Raw genomic sequence first — 17,762 nt, 5'->3', positions numbered from 1 at the left:
GACGATGCAGAACGAAGTGATGAGGAGGAGGCGGTGAATCCGAATGCCTGACCCGGCGCGGGCCCGCCGTCTGGCCAAGCGGATCAACACGATCGTCGCCTCGGCGATCGAGTTCGAGATCAAGGATCCCGGACTGGACGGCGTCACCATCGTCGACACGAAGGTGACCGCCGACCTGCACGACGCCACGGTGTTCTACACGGTGATGGGACGCACGCTGGACGATGAGCCGGACTACGGCGCCGCCGCGGCCGCGCTGGAGCGGGCCAAGGGCGCGCTGCGCACCATGGTCGGGGCCGGCACCGGCGTGCGTTTCACCCCCACCCTCACGTTCACCCGCGACACCACGTCCGACAGCGTGGCGCGGATGGACGAATTGCTGGCCCGGGCCCGCGCCGCCGACGCTGATCTGGCGCGGGTTCGGTCCGGCGCCAAGCCGGCTGGGGAGGCCGATCCATACCGGGAGAGCGGATCGGGCGTCGAGCCCGGCCGGGACGGGAGCATCGGTGACGACGACCAACCCGAATACTGAGCTGACCGGCGTCCGCGTGGATGCGCACGGCGCCGTCGAGTTGCTGTCGCGGGCGGGCACCGTCGCGGTGATCGCGCACGTGCATCCCGACGCCGACACCATCGGGGCCGGGCTGGCCCTGGGGCTGGTGCTGGACAAGTGCGGCAAGCGGGTCGAGGTGAGTTTCGCCGAGCCGGCCGGGCTGCCCGAGTCGCTGGCGTCGCTGCCCGGCTGCCGGTTGCTGGTCAGGCCGGACGAGATCCGGCGCGACGCGGATTTGGTTGTCACCGTTGATGTTCCGAGCGTCAAGCGGCTGGGCGTGTTGAGTGAGTTGGCGGTCACCGGCCGCGAGGTGCTGGTCATCGACCACCACGCCTCCAACGACGTGTTCGGCACCGCCAATTTCATTGACGTGGCGGCTGATTCGACGACGATGATGATCGCCGACATCCTGGACGCCTGGGGCAAGCCCATCGACCACGACGTCGCGCACTGCATCTACGCGGGCCTGACCACCGACACCGGCTCGTTCCGGTGGGCCAGCGCCCGGGCGCTGCGGCTGGCCGCCCGGCTGGTCGACATCGGCGTGGACAACGCCGCGATCAGCCGGGCCCTGATGGACACTCATCCGTTCGGATGGCTGCCGCTGCTGTCGCGCGTGTTGGCCTCCGCGCAGCTGCTGCCGGACGCGGTCGGGGGCCGCGGCCTGGTGTATGCCGTTGTCGGCAACCAGGATTGGATCAGCTCACGCCCGGAGGAAGTCGAGAGCATCGTCGACATCGTGCGCACCACGCAGCAGGCCGAGGTGGCCGCGGTGTTCAAGGAGATCGCGCCGGGGCAGTGGTCGGTGTCGATGCGGGCCAAGGCGCAGGTCGACCTGGCCGCGGTGGCCTCCGGGTTCGGCGGCGGCGGGCACCGGCTGGCGGCCGGCTACTCGACCACCGGCTCGATCGAGGACGCGGTGGCCTCGCTGCGCGCCGCCCTGGGGTAGCACGGCTTTCCAGGTTCTCAGAACGCCCAGCTGCCCGTGCGCTGCACGACGAACCCGTGGTCGCCGCTGGTGGTGTCCAGGCAGGCGATGAGGTGGTCGGCTCCCACCGCGCAGGTGACGTTGAGGTAGGTCAGCTTCTGGCCGGCGCCCAGCGTTTTGCCGCCGGACGGCAGCGGGGCCGGATTGCCGTCGCACCCGCCGTAGGACATCCGGCTCAACTGGTAGCCCGGCCCCTTGAAATCGACGGTGCCCAGCACGCAGTCGCCCGGGCGGGGCGGGCCGCCGGGGAAGGGCACGTCGTCCATCCCGGACATGTCGCCCTTGCACTTGATGTCCTGGGACGGCTGCGGCACCGGCGCCGGCCCGCCGTAGAAGTCGCAGGCCACGGCGTAGGGGGTGGAGAAACCGATCCGCGGCGGGCTGCCCGGCGCGCCGCTGGTCAGGTAGCCGTCGGACGGGACGGCGGTGAAACCGTCCAGGTTGGGGAAGCCCGGCGGCTGCGCGACCGCCCGCGGCGCCACCGCGGCGATGGCCGCCAGCGCGAGCCCGCCGAGCACCCTGGTGACGCCGACCACCGCACGCATCTGCTGATCGTATTGGGTCGGCGGATGAGACCCAACGGAGCGCCCGGTCGGTGCCGGTCAGCGGACCTGGGAGCGGCCGCGCGCCAGCACCGCCTCCCGGTTGGCGGCGATGTCGTCGCCGCTGGTCCGGAACTGCCGGGCCGCCATGGCCTCCTGCCACAGCCCCGCGCTGGTCTGCGCGTCGTCGATGCGGTGATAGGAGGTCAGCAGCGCGCGCACCGCGTTCTGGTTGTTCCCGACGATCGAGGCCGCCACGGCCCGGGCGGCGCCCAACAGCTGGTCGTGCGGCACCACCTCGGTGACCAGCCCGGCCCGCAGCGCGTCGGCCGCCGACAGGTAGTCGCCGGTCAGGCTCATCCGGCGGGCCAGGCCGATGCCGACCTTCTGCGGCAGCCGCACGCTCAGCCCCCAGGTGGGCAGCAGGCCGACCCGGGCGTGCGTGTCGGCGAAGCGGGCGTTCTCCGAGGCGATCAGGATGTCGCAATACAGCGCCAGCTCCAGCCCGCCGGTGACCGCGGCGCCGTTGATGGCGCCGATCACCGGCTTGGTCAGCGCCGGCCAGCGCGGCGAGATGTCCGGCAGCGCCGACGAGCCGCCCAGCTCCTTGAGATCCAGCCCCGCGCAGAACACCGGATCGGCGCCGGTGATGATGACGACGTCCACGTCGTCGTCCGTCTCGGCGTCGGCCAGGGCGCCGAAGAAGCGGTCCCGCAACGCCGCGGACAGCGCGTTGCGGGCCTGGGGCCGGTTGAGGGTGAGGGTGCGCACCCGCTCCTCGGTGTTGCTCAGCAGGATCTCGTCGGTCATGCGTTTACCGTAGCCAGCCGGCCGATGCGAGCGGAGGCGGTCCCTGGCCGCAGCGCTTATGGTTGGACCCATGTGCCGGAACATCACCGAACTGCGCGGTCTGCAGCCGGCGGCCACCGCCGAGGAGATCGCGGCGGCCGCGCGCCAATACGTGCGCAAGGTCAGCGGCATCACCGGCCCGTCGGCGGCCAACGCCGACGTTTTCGAGGCCGCGGTCGCCGAGGTCACCGAGGCCACGACGCGGCTGCTGGCCGCGCTGCCGCCGCGGCGTCAACCGCCCAAGACGGTCCCGCCGCTGCGCCGACCCGAGGTGATCGCGCGATTGGCGGGAGCGAAATGACGCTCGCCACAACGACTCTCGCGCTCAAGGAGTGGAGTGCGGCGGTGCACGCGCTGCTGGACGGGCGGCAGCGGGTGCTGCTGCGCAAGGGCGGCATCGGGGAGAAGCGGTTCGAGCTGGCGGCCGGCGAATTCCTGTTGTTCCCGACGGTCGCGCACAGCCACGCGCAGCGGGTGCGGCCCGAGCATCAAGACTTGCTGGCGCCCGCCGCCGCCGACAGCACCGACGACGAGCTGGTGATCCGCGCGGCCGCGAAAGTCGTTGCGGCGGTTCCGGTCAACCGGCCGGACGGCCTGCCGGCCATCGAGGATCTGCACATCTGGACGGCCGAGTCGGTGCGCGCCGACCGGCTCGACTTCCGCCCCAAGCACAAGCTGGCCGTGCTGGTGGTGTCGGTGACGCCGCTGGCCGAGCCGGTGCGGCTGGCCCGCACGCCGGACTACGCCGGCTGCAAGAGCTGGGTGCAGCTGCCGGTGCACGCTCGGCTGGGGCCGCCGGTTCACGATGACGAAACGCTAGCCGCCGTCGCCGACCGGGTCCGCGACGCCGTCGGCTGACGGCTCGGCCGGCCCGACGGGCAGCAGCAGCCGGGAGCGCCCGTAGCGCACGCTGTGGGTGACCGGGGTGAGCCGCCGGGCGGTCAGCACCGGTTCGCCCGAGCCCAGATTGTGCGCGTAGCGCGGCGACCAGCTGCCGGCGATCAGCAGCCGGATGCGCGAGCCGGCCCGGAAGCGGTGGGCCGTGCCGTCCAGTTCGAGGCGAATGACCTTGTCGGCCTTGGGTTTTGCCGCGGCGCTGAGCCGCCGGTAGGTCTCGGTGACGTTGCGCGACCGGCCCGCTGCGTCGACCTCGCTCACCCGCACGAACAGATCCGCGTGCGGATGGTCGGCGCCGTGCGCGAGCTCGACGACCGGGTTGCCGTACACGTACACGTCCTCGGTGAGGGTGGCGCTGGTGAACGCCAGCACGTCGTCGCGGGACGCCAGCCGGGTATCGTCGCGGTAACCGCCGTTGGGGGACAGCAGCGGACCGCCGGTGGTCGGCGTCGGGTGGGCCGGGTCGTAACGAAAGGTGGCCGGCGCCAACCCTTTCAGGCTCGGCGCCGTCTCGCCCAGGTAGCCGCCGGGGCGCAGGTACAGCGCGCGCTCGGTGGTGGCCGGGGGCCAGTCGGGTAGGCGGCGCCAGGCGCGGGCCCGGTCCACGCCGGTGACGTAGACGTGCACCCGGCCCGCCCGCCGGCCGGGCGCGTCACCCAGGTGGGTCTCCAGCCACTGCAGCGACTCCCGGGTGCAGACACCCAGCCCGGTGGTGAGCAGCTGGGTGTGGGTCCACGGGCCGACGGTGAGCGCGACGTCGACGCCGCGGGCGCGCAAGTGCGCGTACTGCTGCAGGGTTTGGCGGATGAAGAGGTCCTGCCAGCCGCCGACCAACAGCACCGGCACCCGCACCCGGTCCAGGGCTTCATTGCACCGCAACGAGTTCCAGAACGGATCGGATGGGTCGGCGTGTTCGATCCAGGATTCGAACCAGGGCGCGCCGGTGCCCAGCAGCGCCCGGGCGGCCTCGCCGAGCGGCACCCCGGCCGCCGCTTCGGCCACCTTGCGGCGGGCTCGCAGCTGGTGCAGCGCGGCCCGGGCGCGCACCGGTTCCTCCTGATGCGACACCATGTCGCTCCAGCCGAGGAAGTCGTTCACGGCGAACGACCCGGTGCCCCAAGTTGATTCGTTGAAGTCGTGCGGACCGACCATGATGACGGCGGTGGCCATGTCCGGCGGCGGGTCCTGCAGCAGCGCCCACTGCGTGAACCCCAGATAGGACATTCCGATGGTGGCGAAGCGGCCGGTGAACCAGGGCTGTTCGCGCAGCCATGCCACGGTGTCGGCGCCGTCGGCGACCTCGTGGGCCATCGGCTCGAACACCCCGCCCGAGCCGAACGTTCCGCGCACGCTTTGCAGCACAACGTGATAACCGCGCGCCGCGTACAACCCGCCGAACACCAGCGCGAACGGAAACCCGCGTCCGTAGGGGGCGCGCACCAGCAGGGTGCCGGCCGGCGCGGAGGTGGCGGGCGCGTAGTGGTCGGCCACCAGCTCGACGCCGTCGCGCATCGGCACCGCGACCCGCCGCACGGTGTAGTCGGTGGTGGCCGGAGGCAGGCCCAGCAGCCGGCCGGCGGCCCTGCCGCCGAGGTGTCGCAGCGTGTGCAGCGCCGGCTGCGCCGGGCGAAGTGAAGTCAGACTCACGGCCTAGAACTTGTAGTAGGGGGCCAGGTCGTTGGCGCGCTGCAGATTGGTCTGCATGCAGTCGACCTCGGGATTGGAGTAAACGGTCGAGTAGTACAGCGCCTGCTGCAGCACGCCGTAGCTGGTCTTGAACGCCACCATGCAGGAGTAGAACCAGTAGCTGTTGTGGTAGGTGGGCTTGAGCACCCAATACTGCGCGGCGCGGTGGCCGGCGATCGTCGTCTCGACCGCGTCGGCGGGCAACGACTGCTCGTAGGTGCGCCAGATGATCGGCTCGACGGCCACCTGGTAGTTCCCGGCGTCGAAGTGGCAGCGCAGCCCGTCCTCGTGTTCGGGTGGCGTGAAGGCCAGCCCCAGCCCCTGGACGGCGTCGAACGGGATGTCCTCGCACGGGTCGAACGGGCGCGGGTCGGTGGTCGCCACGATGGGGCTCTTCATGGTGGTCTCCAGCGGCTGGGCGGTCGATCGCAGCTCGACGGGCCCGGCGGCGCCGCCGTCCGGCGCGGGTGGGGCGCTCAGCACCCCCGCGGTGCCCGCGATGGCCGCTGTGAGCAGCGCACCCAGCGCCCCCAACAGCCGAACATTGGCGAACACGACACCCCCTGACGCCTCAGCGGTTCCTTGCCGGGAGTGTACAAGTCGGGTGCGCGGCGTCACAGCCCGACAAGAACTTGTTCCAATCGGAGCGGGGGTGGCGCGGTGGAGTCGTTAGGGTGGGGAGTCGTGGCAGGCCAGGAATCGAGCAACGCGGGACAACCGACGCTGTGGGCGGTGTCCGACCTGCACACCGGGCATCTGGGCAACAAGCCGGTCACGGAGTCGCTGCATCCGTCGTCGCCGGAGGACTGGCTGATCGTCGCCGGCGACGTCGCCGAACGCACCGACGACATCCGCTGGGCCCTTGACCTGCTGCGACAGCGGTTCGCCAAGGTGATCTGGGTGCCGGGCAACCACGAGCTGTGGACCACGACCCGCGACCCGGTGCAGGTCTTCGGCAAGGCCCGCTACGACTATCTGGTCAACATGTGCGACGAGATCGGCGTCATCACGCCCGAGCATCCGTTCCCGGTGTGGACCGAGCGCGGCGGCCCGGCCACCATCGTGCCGATGTTCCTGCTCTACGACTACAGCTTCTTGCCGGACGGGGCCGCAAGCAAGGCCGAGGGCCTGATGATCGCGCGGGACCGCAACGTGGTGGCCACCGACGAGTTCCTGCTCTCCCCGGAGCCCTATCCCACCCGGGAGGCGTGGTGCCGGGAACGGCTGGAAATCACCCGCGCCCGGCTGGAGGCGCTGGATTGGATGACGCCGACCGTGCTGGTCAACCACTTCCCACTGGTACGCGAGCCGTGCGACGCGTTGTTCTACCCGGAGTTCTCGCTGTGGTGCGGCACCACCAAGACCGCCGACTGGCACACCCGCTACAACGCGGTGTGCTCGGTCTACGGCCACCTGCACATCCCGCGCACCACCTGGTATGACGACGTGCGGTTCGAGGAGGTGTCGGTGGGCTATCCGCGGGAGTGGCGGCGCCGCAAGCCCTACGGCTGGCTGCGCCAGGTGCTGCCGGATCCCCAGTACGCGCCGGGCTACCTCAACGACTTCGGCGGTCACTTCGAGATCACTCCCGAGATGCGCCGGCAGGCCACGCAGTTCCGGGAACGGTTGCGGCAGCGGCAGTCACGATGACGGGCACGCTGGTCTCCTCGGTGCTCCCCGCATCGGACGGCCTGGCCTACTCGGAGGTGTACTCCGATCCGCCGGGGGTGGCCCCGCTGCCCGAGGAGGAGCCGTTGATCGCCCGGTCGGTGGCCAAGCGGCGCAACGAGTTCATCACCGTGCGGCACTGCGCGCGCATCGCGCTGGGCGAGCTCGGCCTGCCCCCGGCGCCGATCCTCAAGGGAGAGAAGGGAGAACCCCGCTGGCCCGACGGCGTGGTGGGCAGTCTCACCCATTGCACGGGCTATCGCGGGGCGGTGGTGGGCCGCACCGGCGCGGTGCGCTCGGTGGGCATCGACGCCGAACCGCACGACGTGCTGCCCGACGGGGTGCTGAACGCGATCAGCCTGCCCGCCGAACGTTCCGAGATCCCGTCTGTCTTGCCCGGGGATCTGCATTGGGATCGAATCCTGTTCTGCGCCAAGGAGGCAACGTACAAGGCCTGGTTCCCGCTGACGCGGCGCTGGCTGGGCTTCGAGGACGCCCACATCACCTTCGAGGCCGATCACCCGGGCGCGACGACGGGCGGTTTCGTCTCGCGGATCCTGATCGATCCGGCGGCGCTGTGCGGTCCGCCGCTGACCGCGCTGTCCGGCCGGTGGTCGGTGGCGCGCGGGCTGGTGCTGACCGCCATCGTGTTATGAGCCCTCCGGGGCTGGTCGTCGTCGACAAGCCGGCGGGAATGACCAGTCACGACGTGGTGGGCCGGTGTCGCCGGATCTTCGCGACCCGACGGGTGGGGCACGCCGGGACGCTGGACCCGATGGCCACCGGCGTGCTGGTGCTCGGCGTCGAGCGCGCCACCAAGATCCTGGGCCTGCTGACCGCGGCCGCCAAGTCGTACTCGGCCACCATCCGGCTGGGCCAGGCCACCTCCACCGACGACGCCGAGGGCGACGTGGTGCGCAGCGTCGACGCGCGGCACCTGACGAGCCAGGCGATCGAGGCGGCGGTGGGCGGGCTGCGCGGCGACATCCACCAGGTGCCCTCGACCGTCAGCGCGATCAAGGTGGCCGGCAAGCGGGCCTACAAGCTGGTCCGCGAGGGCCAGGCCGTCGAGCTGCCGGCCCGCCCGGTGCGCATCGACCGGTTCGAGGTGCGCGATGTGCGCGCCGCCGGTGAGTGCGTCGACGTCGACGTCGAGGTGGACTGCTCGTCGGGAACCTACGTTCGGGCGCTGGCCCGCGACCTGGGCGCGGCGCTCGGGGTGGGCGGGCATCTGACGGCGCTGCGGCGCACCCGGGTCGGGCGCTTCGGGCTTGAGCAGGCGTATGGGCTCGACGAGCTGGCCGAGTGCCCGCGGCTGAGCTACGGCCTGGACGAGGCATGCCTGCTGATCTTCGGGCGCCGCGATTTGTCCGCCGACGAGGCCGAGGCCGCCGGCAACGGCCGGGCCCTGGCGGCGGCCAGGATCGACGGAGTGTATGCCGCCTGCGCCCCCGACGGCCGGGTGATCGCGCTGCTGCGCGACGAGGGCGCGCGGACTAGATCGGTCGTCGTCATCCGCCCGGCGACGATGCAGGACGGTACGTCCTGAGGAGGAGTCGGGCCATCGGGTCCAGCCCGGCGACGCTTTAGCCGCCCGGCCCACGCTTTAGCTGCCCCGGCCCAACGGTTGGTCGGGCCACGTTGCACACTGAGAGCCTGAGCCGTTGGGAAGGGGACAAAGATGTCCAACAAGGTTTACGTCGTCGGCGTCGGCATGACGAAATTCGAGAAGCCCGGCCGCCGCGAGGGCTGGGACTATCCGGGCATGGCGCGCGAGTCGGGGACCAACGCGCTGGCCGACGCCGGCATCGACTACCGCGAGGTGCAGCAGGGCTACGTCGGCTACGTCGCCGGCGACTCGACGTCCGGCCAGCGCGCGCTCTACGAGCTGGGCATGACCGGCATCCCGATCGTCAACGTCAACAACAACTGCTCCACCGGTTCGACCGCGCTCTTCCTGGCCGCCCAGGCCATCCGCGGCGGGCTCGTCGACTGCGCGATCGCGCTGGGTTTCGAGAAGATGCAACCGGGCTCGCTGGGCGGCGGCGCCCAGGACCGCGAATCGCCGATGGGCCGCCACGTCAAGGCGATGGCCGAGATCGACGAGTTCGCCATGCCCGTCGCGCCGTGGATGTTCGGCGCCGCCGGCCGCGAGCACATGCGCCAATACGGCAGCACCGCAGAGCATTTCGCCAAGATCGGCTATAAGAACCACAAGCATTCGGTGAACAACCCGTTCGCTCAGTTCCAGGAGTCCTACACGCTCGAGGACATCCTGGCCGCGCGGATGATCTCCGATCCGCTGACCAAGCTGCAGTGCTCGCCCACCTCGGACGGCTCGGGCGCGGCGATCCTGGCCAGCGAGGCGTTCGTCGACAAGCACGGGCTGGCCGGCCAGGCGGTGGAGATCGTCGGCCAGGCCATGACCACCGACTTCGCCTCGACGTTCGACGGCAGCGCGAAGAACCTCATCGGCTACGACATGAACGTCCAAGCCGCGCAACAGGTTTACGACCAATCCGGGTTGGGGCCGCAGGATTTCCAGGTGATCGAGCTGCACGACTGCTTCTCGGCCAACGAACTTCTGCTCTATGAAGCCCTCGGCTTGTGCGGCCCGGGCGAGGCGCCCAAGCTGATCGACAACGGCGACACCACCTACGGCGGGCGCTGGGTGGTCAACCCGTCCGGCGGCCTGATCTCCAAGGGGCACCCGCTGGGCGCCACCGGGCTGGCGCAATGCGCCGAGCTGACCTGGCAGCTGCGCGGCACCGCGGACAAACGTCAGGTCGAAAACGTCAGCGCCGCACTGCAACACAACATCGGGCTGGGTGGCGCGGCCGTCGTCACCGCCTACCAGCGCGCCGAACGCTAAGCGCGCCATGATCGAATGGTCCGACACCGACCTGATGGTCCGCGACGCCGTCCGGCAATTCGTGGACAAGGAGATCCGGCCGCACCTGGACGAATTGGAAAGCGGCGCGATGTCGCCCTATCCGATCGCGCGCAAGCTGTTCAGCCAGTTCGGCCTCGACACCATGGCCGCCGAGGCGGTCAAGAAGATGCTGGACCGCGAGCGTAGCGGAGCCGACGAAAATGGCGACAGCTCAGGCGCCGCAAACGAATTCAGCGGCGGCGGCGCGCAAGGCTCGATGATCGCGGTGCTGGTCTCCGAGATCGCTCGGGTCAGCATCGGATTGCTGTCCACCGCGTCGGTCAGCCTGGGCCTGGGCGCGGCCACCATCGCCAGCCGCGGGACGCTGGCCCAAAAAGAGCGCTGGCTGCCCGAGCTGATGACGCTGGAAAAGATTGCGGCGTGGGCGATCACGGAGCCGGACTCGGGCTCGGATGCGTTCGGCGGCATGAAGACCTCAGTCCGGCGCTCCGGCGACGGAGATGGGGCCTACATCCTCAACGGGCAGAAGACCTTCATCACCAACGGGCCCTACGCCGACGTGCTCGTGGTTTACGCCAAACTCGACGAGGGCGACCCGTCGGTGGACAAGCGCAACCGCTCGGTGCTGGTCTTCGTGCTCGATGCGGGCATGCCGGGCCTGACCCAGGGCAAGCCGTTCAAGAAGATGGGCATGATGTCCTCGCCGACGGGCGAGCTGTTCTTCGACAACGTGCGGCTGACCCCGGATCGTCTGCTCGGCGAGAGCGAACAGCACGCCGAAGGCGACGGCCGCGACAGCGCCCGGGCCAATTTCGCCGCCGAGCGGATCGGGATCGCGATGATGGCGCTGGGCATCATCGACGAATGCCACCGACTGTGCGTCGATTACGCCAAGAGCAGGACGTTGTGGGGCAAGAACATTGGGCAGTTCCAGCTGATCCAGCTCAAGCTGGCCAAGATGGAGATCGCCCGAATGAACGTGCAGAACATGGTCTTTCACACCATCGAACGCCAGCAGGCGGGTAAACCGCTGACGCTGGCCGAGGCCTCGGCAATCAAGCTGTACTCGTCGGAGGCGGCCACCGAGGTGGCGATGGAGGCCGTGCAGCTGTTCGGCGGCAACGGCTACATGGCCGAGTACCGGGTGGAGCAGCTGGCCCGCGACGCCAAATCACTGATGATCTACGCCGGCAGCAACGAGGTCCAGGTCACCCACATCGCCAAGGGTCTGCTGTCGAGCTGAGTCCGTCGCGCCGACCTGGCCGCCGAACGTGCACTGAGCGCGAAAAAACGGCGGCGGAATCGCAACCAGTGCACGCTCGGCGGGGCGCGAGGCGCGGCGCGAAAGCGCGAGGGCTCAAAAGGCGAGTTATGCCGTTACCCAGATCGCCCGGGCGGCGGGGCTGCCCAGGTCCACCGTCGTCTCGGCGCCGTCGCCGGACTCGATCGCCACCGAGATCATGCCGGCGAACTCGCGGCGGGTCAGCACCCGCAGCCGCGAGTCGAGGTTGATGCCGACGTCGGTGAAATAGCGCAGCATCTCCGAGTCGGCGTCGGAGATGCGGGCCACCGTCCCGGTGTCGCCGTCGCCGCACGCCCACAGCTGACGGGCCGGCGGCGTGGGCACCTGGCCGTCGGTGGCCGGTATCGGGTCACCGTGCGGGTCGCGCTGCGGGAAGCCGAGTTTGGCGTCGATGCGCGCCACCAGGCGGTCCGACACCGCGTGCTCGAGCACCTCCGCCTCGTCGTGCACCTCGTCCCAGGCGTAGCCCAGCTCGTTGACCAGGAAGGTCTCCAGCAGCCGGTGCCGGCGCACCATCTCAAGCGCCGCGCGCCGGCCCGCCTCGGTCAGGGTCACCGCGCCGTACTTCTCGTGGTCGACCAGCCCCTGTTCGGCGAGTTTGCGGATCGACTCGGAGGCGGTGCTGGCCGACACCCCGATCTTCTCGGCCAGCATCTTGGTGCTGACCTTCTGCGGCGCACCCTCGGGCGACCACTCCTGGGCATTCCAGATGGCCTTGAGGTAGTCCTGGCCGACCGCGGTGAGACCGCCACGCTCTTCGTCAGCCCTCACAGGAGAAAGTTTAGGCAACCCAACCTCGATCCGGCGTGTTCCCCGCCACCTCGCCCGGCGTTGCGCGCCGCGGACCTCCCGGCGGGCGGCCGCGCGCCGTAGGCTTGCGGGCGTGCAGCGGTGGCGCGGCCAAGACGAGATACCCACGGACTGGGGCAGGTGTGTGCTGACCATCGGCGTGTTCGACGGTGTGCACCGCGGCCACGCCGAGCTGATCGCGCACGCGGTCAAGGCGGGGCGGGCCCGCAACGTGCCGACGGTGTTGATGACGTTCGACCCGCACCCGATGGAAGTGGTCTACCCGGGCAGCCATCCCGCCCAGTTGACGACGCTGACCCGGCGCGCCGAGCTGGTCGAGGAGCTGGGCATCGACGTTTTCCTGGTGATGCCGTTCACCACCGACTTCATGAAACTCACCCCGGACCGCTACGTGCACGAGCTGCTGGTGGAGAACCTGCACGTGGTCGAGGTGGTGGTGGGGGAGAACTTCACCTTCGGCAAGAAGGCGACCGGCAACGTGGAGACGCTGCGGCGGGCCGGCGAGCGGTTCGGGTTCGCCGTGGAGGCGATGTCGCTGCTGTCCGAGCACCACAGCAACCAGACCGTGACGTTCTCCTCGACCTACATCCGGTCCTGTGTGGACGCCGGCGACGTGGTGGCGGCCATGGAGGCGCTGGGCCGTCCGCACCGGGTGGAGGGCGTCGTCGTCCGCGGCGAGGGGCGGGGGATCCAACTGGGCTTCCCGACGGCCAACGTGGCCCCGCCGATGTATTCGGCGATCCCCGCCGACGGGGTCTACGCCGCCTGGTTCACCGTGCTGGGCCACGGGCCGGTGACCGGCACCGTCATCCCGGGTGAGCGCTACCAGGCGGCGGTATCGGTGGGCACCAACCCGACCTTCTCCGGGCGCACCCGCACCGTCGAGGCGTTCGTCCTGGACACCCAGGCCGACCTGTACGGGCAGCACGTCGCGCTGGATTTCGTCGCCCGCATCCGCGGCCAGCACAAGTTCGACTCGGTCGACGACCTCGTCGTCGCCATGGGCCAGGACACCGAGCGGGCGCGTCAGCTGCTATCCGCGGGCTGAGGTTCGCAGACCAGCGTTTATGCCCGCCGGTCCCGGCGCTGCTAGACTGCCCGACGACATCGGCGCGTGCTGCGGTTCGCGGTGGCCGCGCCTGAACTCGTGATTATCGCGGACCGATCGATGGAGACAATTTCGTGGCGCTGACAGCCGAGCAGAAGAAAGAAATCCTGGGCACCTACGGCCTGCATGACACCGACACGGGCTCCCCGGAGGCGCAGGTCGCGCTGCTGACCAAGCGGATCGCCGACCTGACCGAGCACCTGAAGGTGCACAAGCACGACCACCACTCGCGGCGCGGACTGCTGCTGCTGGTCGGGCGGCGCCGGCGGCTGCTCAAGTACGTCGCCCAGATCGACGTCGAGCGGTACCGCTCGCTGGTCGAGCGGCTGGGCCTGCGCCGCTGACCCGGTAGCGGCCGCGCACGAACAACCGATTCCGCCGGCGATGCTGGCGGGTGCGCCCCGCCCGTGTAGAGTGAGGACGTTCTGGGCCGATTCGGCCCGAGCAACCGGTGCGGTCACGCAGATCCGCGTGTGCCGTTCCAGCGTGTCACTACGCACCTTTCGAGGGGGCACCTTCGAGGGAGCAGCCCGGTCTGCATCGGGCGGTCTTCGGTAGTGGCTGCCGGGCTCTCCGGATCTGGAGCAGGTCGGCCGCTTCGATCGATGGCCGTAGCCGCATACAGACTGGCTCCTCGAAAAGCTCCGCGGGTGGCTCGCAGGCCCATTCGGGTCGGTGAGTGATCCTGCAAACCCTCTCCAGTTGCGCGTGATGACGCGAAACAGCCGAATAAGAGAGGCCGTACGGACGTCTATGTCTGTCGCTGAAATTGAAGAAGGCGTGTTCGAGGCGACCGCCACCATCGACAACGGGAGCTTCGGCACCCGCACCATCCGCTTCGAGACCGGCCGGTTGGCCCAGCAGGCTGCCGGCGCCGTCGTCGCCTACCTCGACGACGAGAACATGCTGTTGTCGGCGACCACCGCCAGCAAGAGCCCCAAGGAGCACTTCGACTTCTTCCCGCTCACCGTCGACGTCGAGGAGCGGATGTACGCCGCGGGCCGCATCCCCGGCTCGTTCTTCCGCCGCGAGGGTCGCCCCTCCACCGACGCCATCCTGACCTGCCGGCTCATCGACCGCCCGCTGCGGCCGTCGTTCGTCGACGGCCTGCGCAACGAAATCCAGGTCGTCGTCACGATTTTGAGCCTGGACCCCAACGACCTGTATGACGTGCTGGCGATCAACGCCGCGTCGGCCTCCACCCAGCTGGGCGGTCTGCCGTTCTCCGGCCCCATCGGCGGGGTGCGGGTGGCGCTGATCGACGGCACCTGGGTGGCGTTCCCGACGGTCGAGCAGCTCGAGCGCGCGGTGTTCGACATGGTGGTGGCCGGCCGCAAGGTCGACGGCGCCGACGGGCCCGACGTCGCCATCATGATGGTCGAGGCCGAGGCCACCTCCAACGTCATCGAACTCATCGACGGCGGCGCCCAGGCGCCCACGGAAACCGTTGTGGCCCAAGGCCTTGAGGCCGCCAAACCGTTCATCGAGGTGCTGTGCACCGCGCAGCAGGAGCTCGCCGACAAGGCCGCCAGGCCCACCAGCGACTACCCGACCTTCCCCGACTACGGCGACGACGTCTACTACTCGGTGGCGTCGGTGGCCACCGACGAGCTGTCCAAGGCGCTGACCATCGGCGGCAAGGCCGAACGCGACGCGCGCACCGACGAGCTCAAGGCCGAGGTGCTGGCCCGGCTGGCCGAAACCTATGAGGGCCGCGAGAAAGAGGTCAGCGCCGCGTTCCGCTCGCTGACCAAAAAGCTGGTGCGCCAGCGCATCCTGACCGACCACTTCCGCATCGACGGCCGCGGCATCACCGACATCCGCGCGCTGTCCGCCGAGGTCGCCGTGGTTCCGCGGGCACACGGCAGCGCGCTGTTCCAGCGCGGTGAAACCCAGATCCTGGGGGTGACCACGCTGGACATGGTCAAGATGGCCCAGCAGATCGACTCGCTGGGGCCCGAGACCACGAAACGCTATATGCACCACTACAATTTCCCGCCGTTCTCCACCGGCGAGACCGGCCGGGTGGGCTCGCCCAAGCGCCGCGAGATCGGCCACGGCGCGCTGGCCGAGCGTGCCCTGGTGCCGGTGCTGCCGAGCCTCGAGGACTTCCCGTACGCCATCCGGCAAGTGTCCGAGGCGCTGGGCTCCAACGGCTCGACGTCGATGGGCTCGGTCTGCGCGTCCACGCTGGCGCTGCTCAACGCCGGGGTGCCGCTCAAGGCGCCGGTGGCCGGCATCGCGATGGGCCTGGTGTCCGACGACATAGAAGTTGAGGCGGGAGACGGCACAAAATCGCTTGAGCGCCGCTTCGTCACCCTGACCGACATCCTGGGCGCCGAGGACGCGTTCGGCGACATGGACTTCAAGGTGGCCGGCACCAAGGACTTCGTCACCGCGCTGCAGCTGGACACCAAGCTCGACGGCATCCCGTCGCAGGTGCTGGCCGGGGCGCTGAGCCAGGCCAAGGATGCCCGCCTGATCATCCTCGAGGTGATGGCCGAGGCCATCGACGAGCCCGACGAGATGAGCCCGTACGCGCCGCGGGTCACCACCATCCGGGTCCCGGTGGACAAGATCGGCGAGGTGATCGGCCCCAAGGGCAAGATCATCAACGCCATCACCGAGGAGACCGGCGCCCAGATCTCCATCGAGGACGACGGCACCGTGTTCGTCGGGGCCACCGACGGCCCGTCGGCGCAGGCCGCGATCGACCGGATCAACGCCATCGCCAACCCGCAGCTGCCCACCGTCGGTGAGCGGTTCCTCGGAACCGTGGTCAAGACAACGGATTTCGGCGCGTTCGTGTCGCTGCTGCCCGGGCGTGACGGCCTGGTGCACATCTCCAAACTCGGCAAGGGCAAGCGCATCGCCAAGGTCGAGGACGTGGTGAACGTCGGCGACAAGCTGCGCGTGGAGATCGCCGACATCGACAAGCGCGGCAAGATCTCGCTGGTCCTGGTGGAGGAAGACAACTCGGCACCCGCCGACACCCCGGCGGCCGCCCCTGCCGATGCCACCAGCTGACAGCAGAAGGCGAGCAGCTGACTCATCGACCGGCGCCCTGCGCGCCGGCAAGGTCGTCGAGGCGCAACCGCACCCGCACGCCGCCCTGCGGCGCAGCACGCTGCCCGGCGGCCTGCGGGTGGTCACCGAGTACCTGCCCGCGGTGCGGTCCGCCTCGGTCGGGGTGTGGGTCGGCGTCGGCTCCCGCGACGAGGGTGCCACCGTGGCCGGCGCCGCGCACTTCCTCGAGCACCTGCTGTTCAAGTCCACGCCCACCCGCACCGCGGTGGACATCGCGCAGGCGATGGACGCCGTCGGGGGAGAACTGAACGCGTTCACCGCCAAGGAACACACCTGCTACTACGCGCACGTGCTGGACGCCGACCTGGAACTGGCCGTCGACCTGGTCGCCGACGTGGTGCTCAACGGCCGCTGCGCCGCCGAGGACGTCGAACTCGAGCGTGACGTCGTGCTGGAAGAGATCGCGATGCGCGACGACGACCCCGAGGACGCGCTGGGGGACATGTTCCTGGGCGCGCTGTTCGGCGACCACCCGGTGGGCCGGCCGGTCATCGGCACCGCGCGGTCGGTCGCGTCGATGACGCGGACGCAGCTGCACTCGTTTCACGTCCGCCGCTACACACCCGAACGGATGGTGGTGGCGGTGGCCGGCAACGTCGACCACGACGAGGTGGTGGCGATGGTGCGCGAGCACTTCGGGCCGCACCTGGTCCGCGGGCGGCAACCGATCGCGCCGCGCAAGGGCGCCGGACGGGTGAACGGCCGGCCCGGGCTGCTGCTGGGCACCCGGGACGCCGAGCAGACGCACGTGTCGCTGGGGGTGCGCACGCCCGGGCGCGGCTGGCAGCATCGCTGGGCGCTGTCGGTACTGCACACCGCGCTGGGCGGGGGCCTGAGTTCGCGGCTGTTCCAAGAGATCCGGGAGCTGCGCGGGCTGGCCTACTCGGTCTACTCGACGGTGGACATCTTCGCCGACAGCGGCGCACTGTCGGTGTACGCCGCCTGCCAACCGGAACGCTTCGCCGAGGTGATGGCGGTGACCAGCGGCGTGCTCGAGTCGGTGGCCCGCGACGGCATCACCGAGTCGGAATGCCGGATCGCCAAGGGCTCGCTGCGCGGCTGCCTGGTGCTGGGTCTGGAGGACTCCGGCTCGCGGATGAGCCGGCTGGGCCGCAACGAACTCAACTACGGCCGGCACCGCAGCATCGAGCACACCCTGGCGCAAATCGACCGGGTGAGCGTCGACGAGGTCAACGCGATCGCCCGCCGGCTGCTCACGCAGCGCTACGGTGCCGCGGTCCTGGGCCCGTATGGCACCAAACGGTCACTGCCCCAACAACTTCGGGCGATGGTACGGTAAGCCAATGTCCGCCTCCTTACTCGCGCCGTGCCGGCGCTCGCCGTCGCCGGAGTAAGCCAATGTCCGCCTCCTCGCTCG

18 protein-coding genes are annotated in these 17,762 nt (G+C 70.0%); 13 read left to right on the top strand and 5 right to left on the bottom strand.

From position 1 onward, the window contains the following. The first annotated feature begins 43 nt into the window (after nt 1–43). Nucleotides 44–532, top strand: a complete 489-nt coding sequence (gene rbfA, locus MAA44156_RS09990) for a 30S ribosome-binding factor RbfA (protein ID WP_003875146.1) — start codon at nt 44–46, stop codon at nt 530–532. Next, nucleotides 507–1,502, top strand: a complete 996-nt coding sequence (locus MAA44156_RS09985; protein ID WP_023879663.1) for a DHH family phosphoesterase — start codon at nt 507–509, stop codon at nt 1,500–1,502. The genes rbfA and MAA44156_RS09985 overlap by 26 nt, the downstream gene beginning before the upstream one ends. 17 nt (nt 1,503–1,519) lie before the next feature. On the opposite strand, the gene MAA44156_RS09980 is transcribed toward MAA44156_RS09985, so the two are convergent. Next, nucleotides 1,520–2,086, bottom strand: a complete 567-nt coding sequence (locus MAA44156_RS09980) for a hypothetical protein (protein ID WP_009978051.1) — start codon at nt 2,084–2,086, stop codon at nt 1,520–1,522. Between the two features lie 57 nt (nt 2,087–2,143). After that, nucleotides 2,144–2,893 (bottom strand): enoyl-CoA hydratase, encoded by a 750-nt coding sequence (locus MAA44156_RS09975; RefSeq protein WP_009978049.1) that lies wholly within the window; start codon nt 2,891–2,893, stop codon nt 2,144–2,146. Nucleotides 2,894–2,963: 70 nt separating this feature from the next. Between MAA44156_RS09975 and MAA44156_RS09970 the strand changes: the two genes are divergently transcribed. Continuing rightward, nucleotides 2,964–3,233 carry a DUF2277 domain-containing protein gene (locus MAA44156_RS09970; RefSeq protein ID WP_009978047.1) on the top strand — a complete coding sequence of 90 codons (270 nt, stop codon included), beginning with the start codon at nt 2,964–2,966 and terminating at the stop codon, nt 3,231–3,233. Continuing rightward, nucleotides 3,230–3,790, top strand: coding sequence for a DUF1802 family protein (locus tag MAA44156_RS09965; protein WP_009978046.1), 561 nt, complete (start codon nt 3,230–3,232; stop codon nt 3,788–3,790). Before MAA44156_RS09970 ends, MAA44156_RS09965 begins: the two co-directional genes overlap by 4 nt. Here the strand turns inward: MAA44156_RS09965 and MAA44156_RS09960 are convergent. After that, nucleotides 3,749–5,476, bottom strand: coding sequence for a CocE/NonD family hydrolase (locus MAA44156_RS09960; protein WP_009978044.1), 1,728 nt, complete (start codon nt 5,474–5,476; stop codon nt 3,749–3,751). The genes MAA44156_RS09965 and MAA44156_RS09960 overlap by 42 nt on opposite strands. 3 nt (nt 5,477–5,479) lie before the next feature. Then, nucleotides 5,480–6,070 carry a DUF3558 domain-containing protein gene (locus MAA44156_RS09955; protein WP_009978043.1) on the bottom strand — a complete coding sequence of 197 codons (591 nt, stop codon included), beginning with the start codon at nt 6,068–6,070 and terminating at the stop codon, nt 5,480–5,482. Nucleotides 6,071–6,199: 129 nt separating this feature from the next. Between MAA44156_RS09955 and MAA44156_RS09950 the strand changes: the two genes are divergently transcribed. The 5 genes from MAA44156_RS09950 (at nt 6,200) to MAA44156_RS09930 (ending at nt 11,319) form a co-directional block, all read left to right on the top strand. Then, nucleotides 6,200–7,165 (top strand): ACP phosphodiesterase PptH, encoded by a 966-nt coding sequence (locus tag MAA44156_RS09950; RefSeq protein WP_009978042.1) that lies wholly within the window; start codon nt 6,200–6,202, stop codon nt 7,163–7,165. Further along, on the top strand, nt 7,162–7,839 hold the full coding sequence (gene pptT, locus MAA44156_RS09945; RefSeq protein ID WP_009978041.1) for a 4'-phosphopantetheinyl transferase PptT: 678 nt from the start codon (nt 7,162–7,164) through the stop codon (nt 7,837–7,839). Before MAA44156_RS09950 ends, pptT begins: the two co-directional genes overlap by 4 nt. After that, nucleotides 7,836–8,732, top strand: a complete 897-nt coding sequence (truB, locus tag MAA44156_RS09940; protein ID WP_023879667.1) for a tRNA pseudouridine(55) synthase TruB — start codon at nt 7,836–7,838, stop codon at nt 8,730–8,732. The genes pptT and truB overlap by 4 nt, the downstream gene beginning before the upstream one ends. A gap of 132 nt (nt 8,733–8,864) precedes the next feature. Continuing rightward, a complete protein-coding gene (locus MAA44156_RS09935) occupies nt 8,865–10,055 on the top strand; it encodes a lipid-transfer protein (RefSeq protein ID WP_009978037.1) in 1,191 nt (396 codons plus the stop codon). 7 nt (nt 10,056–10,062) lie between these two features. After that, a complete protein-coding gene (locus tag MAA44156_RS09930) occupies nt 10,063–11,319 on the top strand; it encodes an acyl-CoA dehydrogenase family protein (RefSeq protein ID WP_009978035.1) in 1,257 nt (418 codons plus the stop codon). 126 nt (nt 11,320–11,445) lie between these two features. On the opposite strand, the gene mntR is transcribed toward MAA44156_RS09930, so the two are convergent. Further along, nucleotides 11,446–12,150 carry a manganese-binding transcriptional regulator MntR gene (gene mntR, locus MAA44156_RS09925; RefSeq protein ID WP_003875160.1) on the bottom strand — a complete coding sequence of 235 codons (705 nt, stop codon included), beginning with the start codon at nt 12,148–12,150 and terminating at the stop codon, nt 11,446–11,448. Between the two features lie 112 nt (nt 12,151–12,262). Between mntR and MAA44156_RS09920 the strand changes: the two genes are divergently transcribed. The 4 genes from MAA44156_RS09920 to MAA44156_RS09905 all read left to right on the top strand — a co-directional run bounded on the left by MAA44156_RS09920 (nt 12,263) and on the right by MAA44156_RS09905 (nt 17,684). Continuing rightward, a complete protein-coding gene (locus MAA44156_RS09920; protein ID WP_003875161.1) occupies nt 12,263–13,237 on the top strand; it encodes a bifunctional riboflavin kinase/FAD synthetase in 975 nt (324 codons plus the stop codon). Nucleotides 13,238–13,371: 134 nt separating this feature from the next. Continuing rightward, entirely contained in the window at nt 13,372–13,641 is a 270-nt protein-coding gene (gene rpsO, locus MAA44156_RS09915) for a 30S ribosomal protein S15 (protein ID WP_003878661.1), read from the top strand. Between the two features lie 409 nt (nt 13,642–14,050). Beyond that, nucleotides 14,051–16,324, top strand: coding sequence for a polyribonucleotide nucleotidyltransferase (locus tag MAA44156_RS09910; RefSeq protein WP_023879669.1), 2,274 nt, complete (start codon nt 14,051–14,053; stop codon nt 16,322–16,324). Further along, the gene (locus MAA44156_RS09905; protein ID WP_023879670.1) at nt 16,311–17,684 is read left to right on the top strand and encodes a M16 family metallopeptidase; all 1,374 of its coding nucleotides are present in this window, start codon (nt 16,311–16,313) and stop codon (nt 17,682–17,684) included. Before MAA44156_RS09910 ends, MAA44156_RS09905 begins: the two co-directional genes overlap by 14 nt. Nucleotides 17,685–17,762: the final 78 nt, after the last annotated feature.

This window comes from Mycobacterium avium subsp. avium (assembly GCF_009741445.1).
Classification (GTDB): domain Bacteria; phylum Actinomycetota; class Actinomycetes; order Mycobacteriales; family Mycobacteriaceae; genus Mycobacterium; species Mycobacterium avium.
The sequence above is the reverse complement of the archived record's forward strand: the minus strand, read 5'-3'. Positions and strand labels throughout refer to the sequence as shown.

What these genes read in the sequence shown, in the direction of transcription:
- MAA44156_RS09980 (WP_009978051.1), bottom strand. Translation starts at nt 2,086, where the DNA reads ATGCGTGCGGTGGTCGGCGTCACCAGGGTGCTCGGCGGGCTCGCGCTG.
- MAA44156_RS09910 (WP_023879669.1), top strand. Translation starts at nt 14,051, where the DNA reads ATGTCTGTCGCTGAAATTGAAGAAGGCGTGTTCGAGGCGACCGCCACC.
- pptT (WP_009978041.1), top strand. Translation starts at nt 7,162, where the DNA reads ATGACGGGCACGCTGGTCTCCTCGGTGCTCCCCGCATCGGACGGCCTG.
- MAA44156_RS09930 (WP_009978035.1), top strand. Translation starts at nt 10,063, where the DNA reads ATGATCGAATGGTCCGACACCGACCTGATGGTCCGCGACGCCGTCCGG.
- MAA44156_RS09965 (WP_009978046.1), top strand. Translation starts at nt 3,230, where the DNA reads ATGACGCTCGCCACAACGACTCTCGCGCTCAAGGAGTGGAGTGCGGCG.
- MAA44156_RS09970 (WP_009978047.1), top strand. Translation starts at nt 2,964, where the DNA reads ATGTGCCGGAACATCACCGAACTGCGCGGTCTGCAGCCGGCGGCCACC.
- MAA44156_RS09935 (WP_009978037.1), top strand. Translation starts at nt 8,865, where the DNA reads ATGTCCAACAAGGTTTACGTCGTCGGCGTCGGCATGACGAAATTCGAG.
- MAA44156_RS09975 (WP_009978049.1), bottom strand. Translation starts at nt 2,893, where the DNA reads ATGACCGACGAGATCCTGCTGAGCAACACCGAGGAGCGGGTGCGCACC.
- MAA44156_RS09905 (WP_023879670.1), top strand. Translation starts at nt 16,311, where the DNA reads ATGCCACCAGCTGACAGCAGAAGGCGAGCAGCTGACTCATCGACCGGC.
- truB (WP_023879667.1), top strand. Translation starts at nt 7,836, where the DNA reads ATGAGCCCTCCGGGGCTGGTCGTCGTCGACAAGCCGGCGGGAATGACC.
- rbfA (WP_003875146.1), top strand. Translation starts at nt 44, where the DNA reads ATGCCTGACCCGGCGCGGGCCCGCCGTCTGGCCAAGCGGATCAACACG.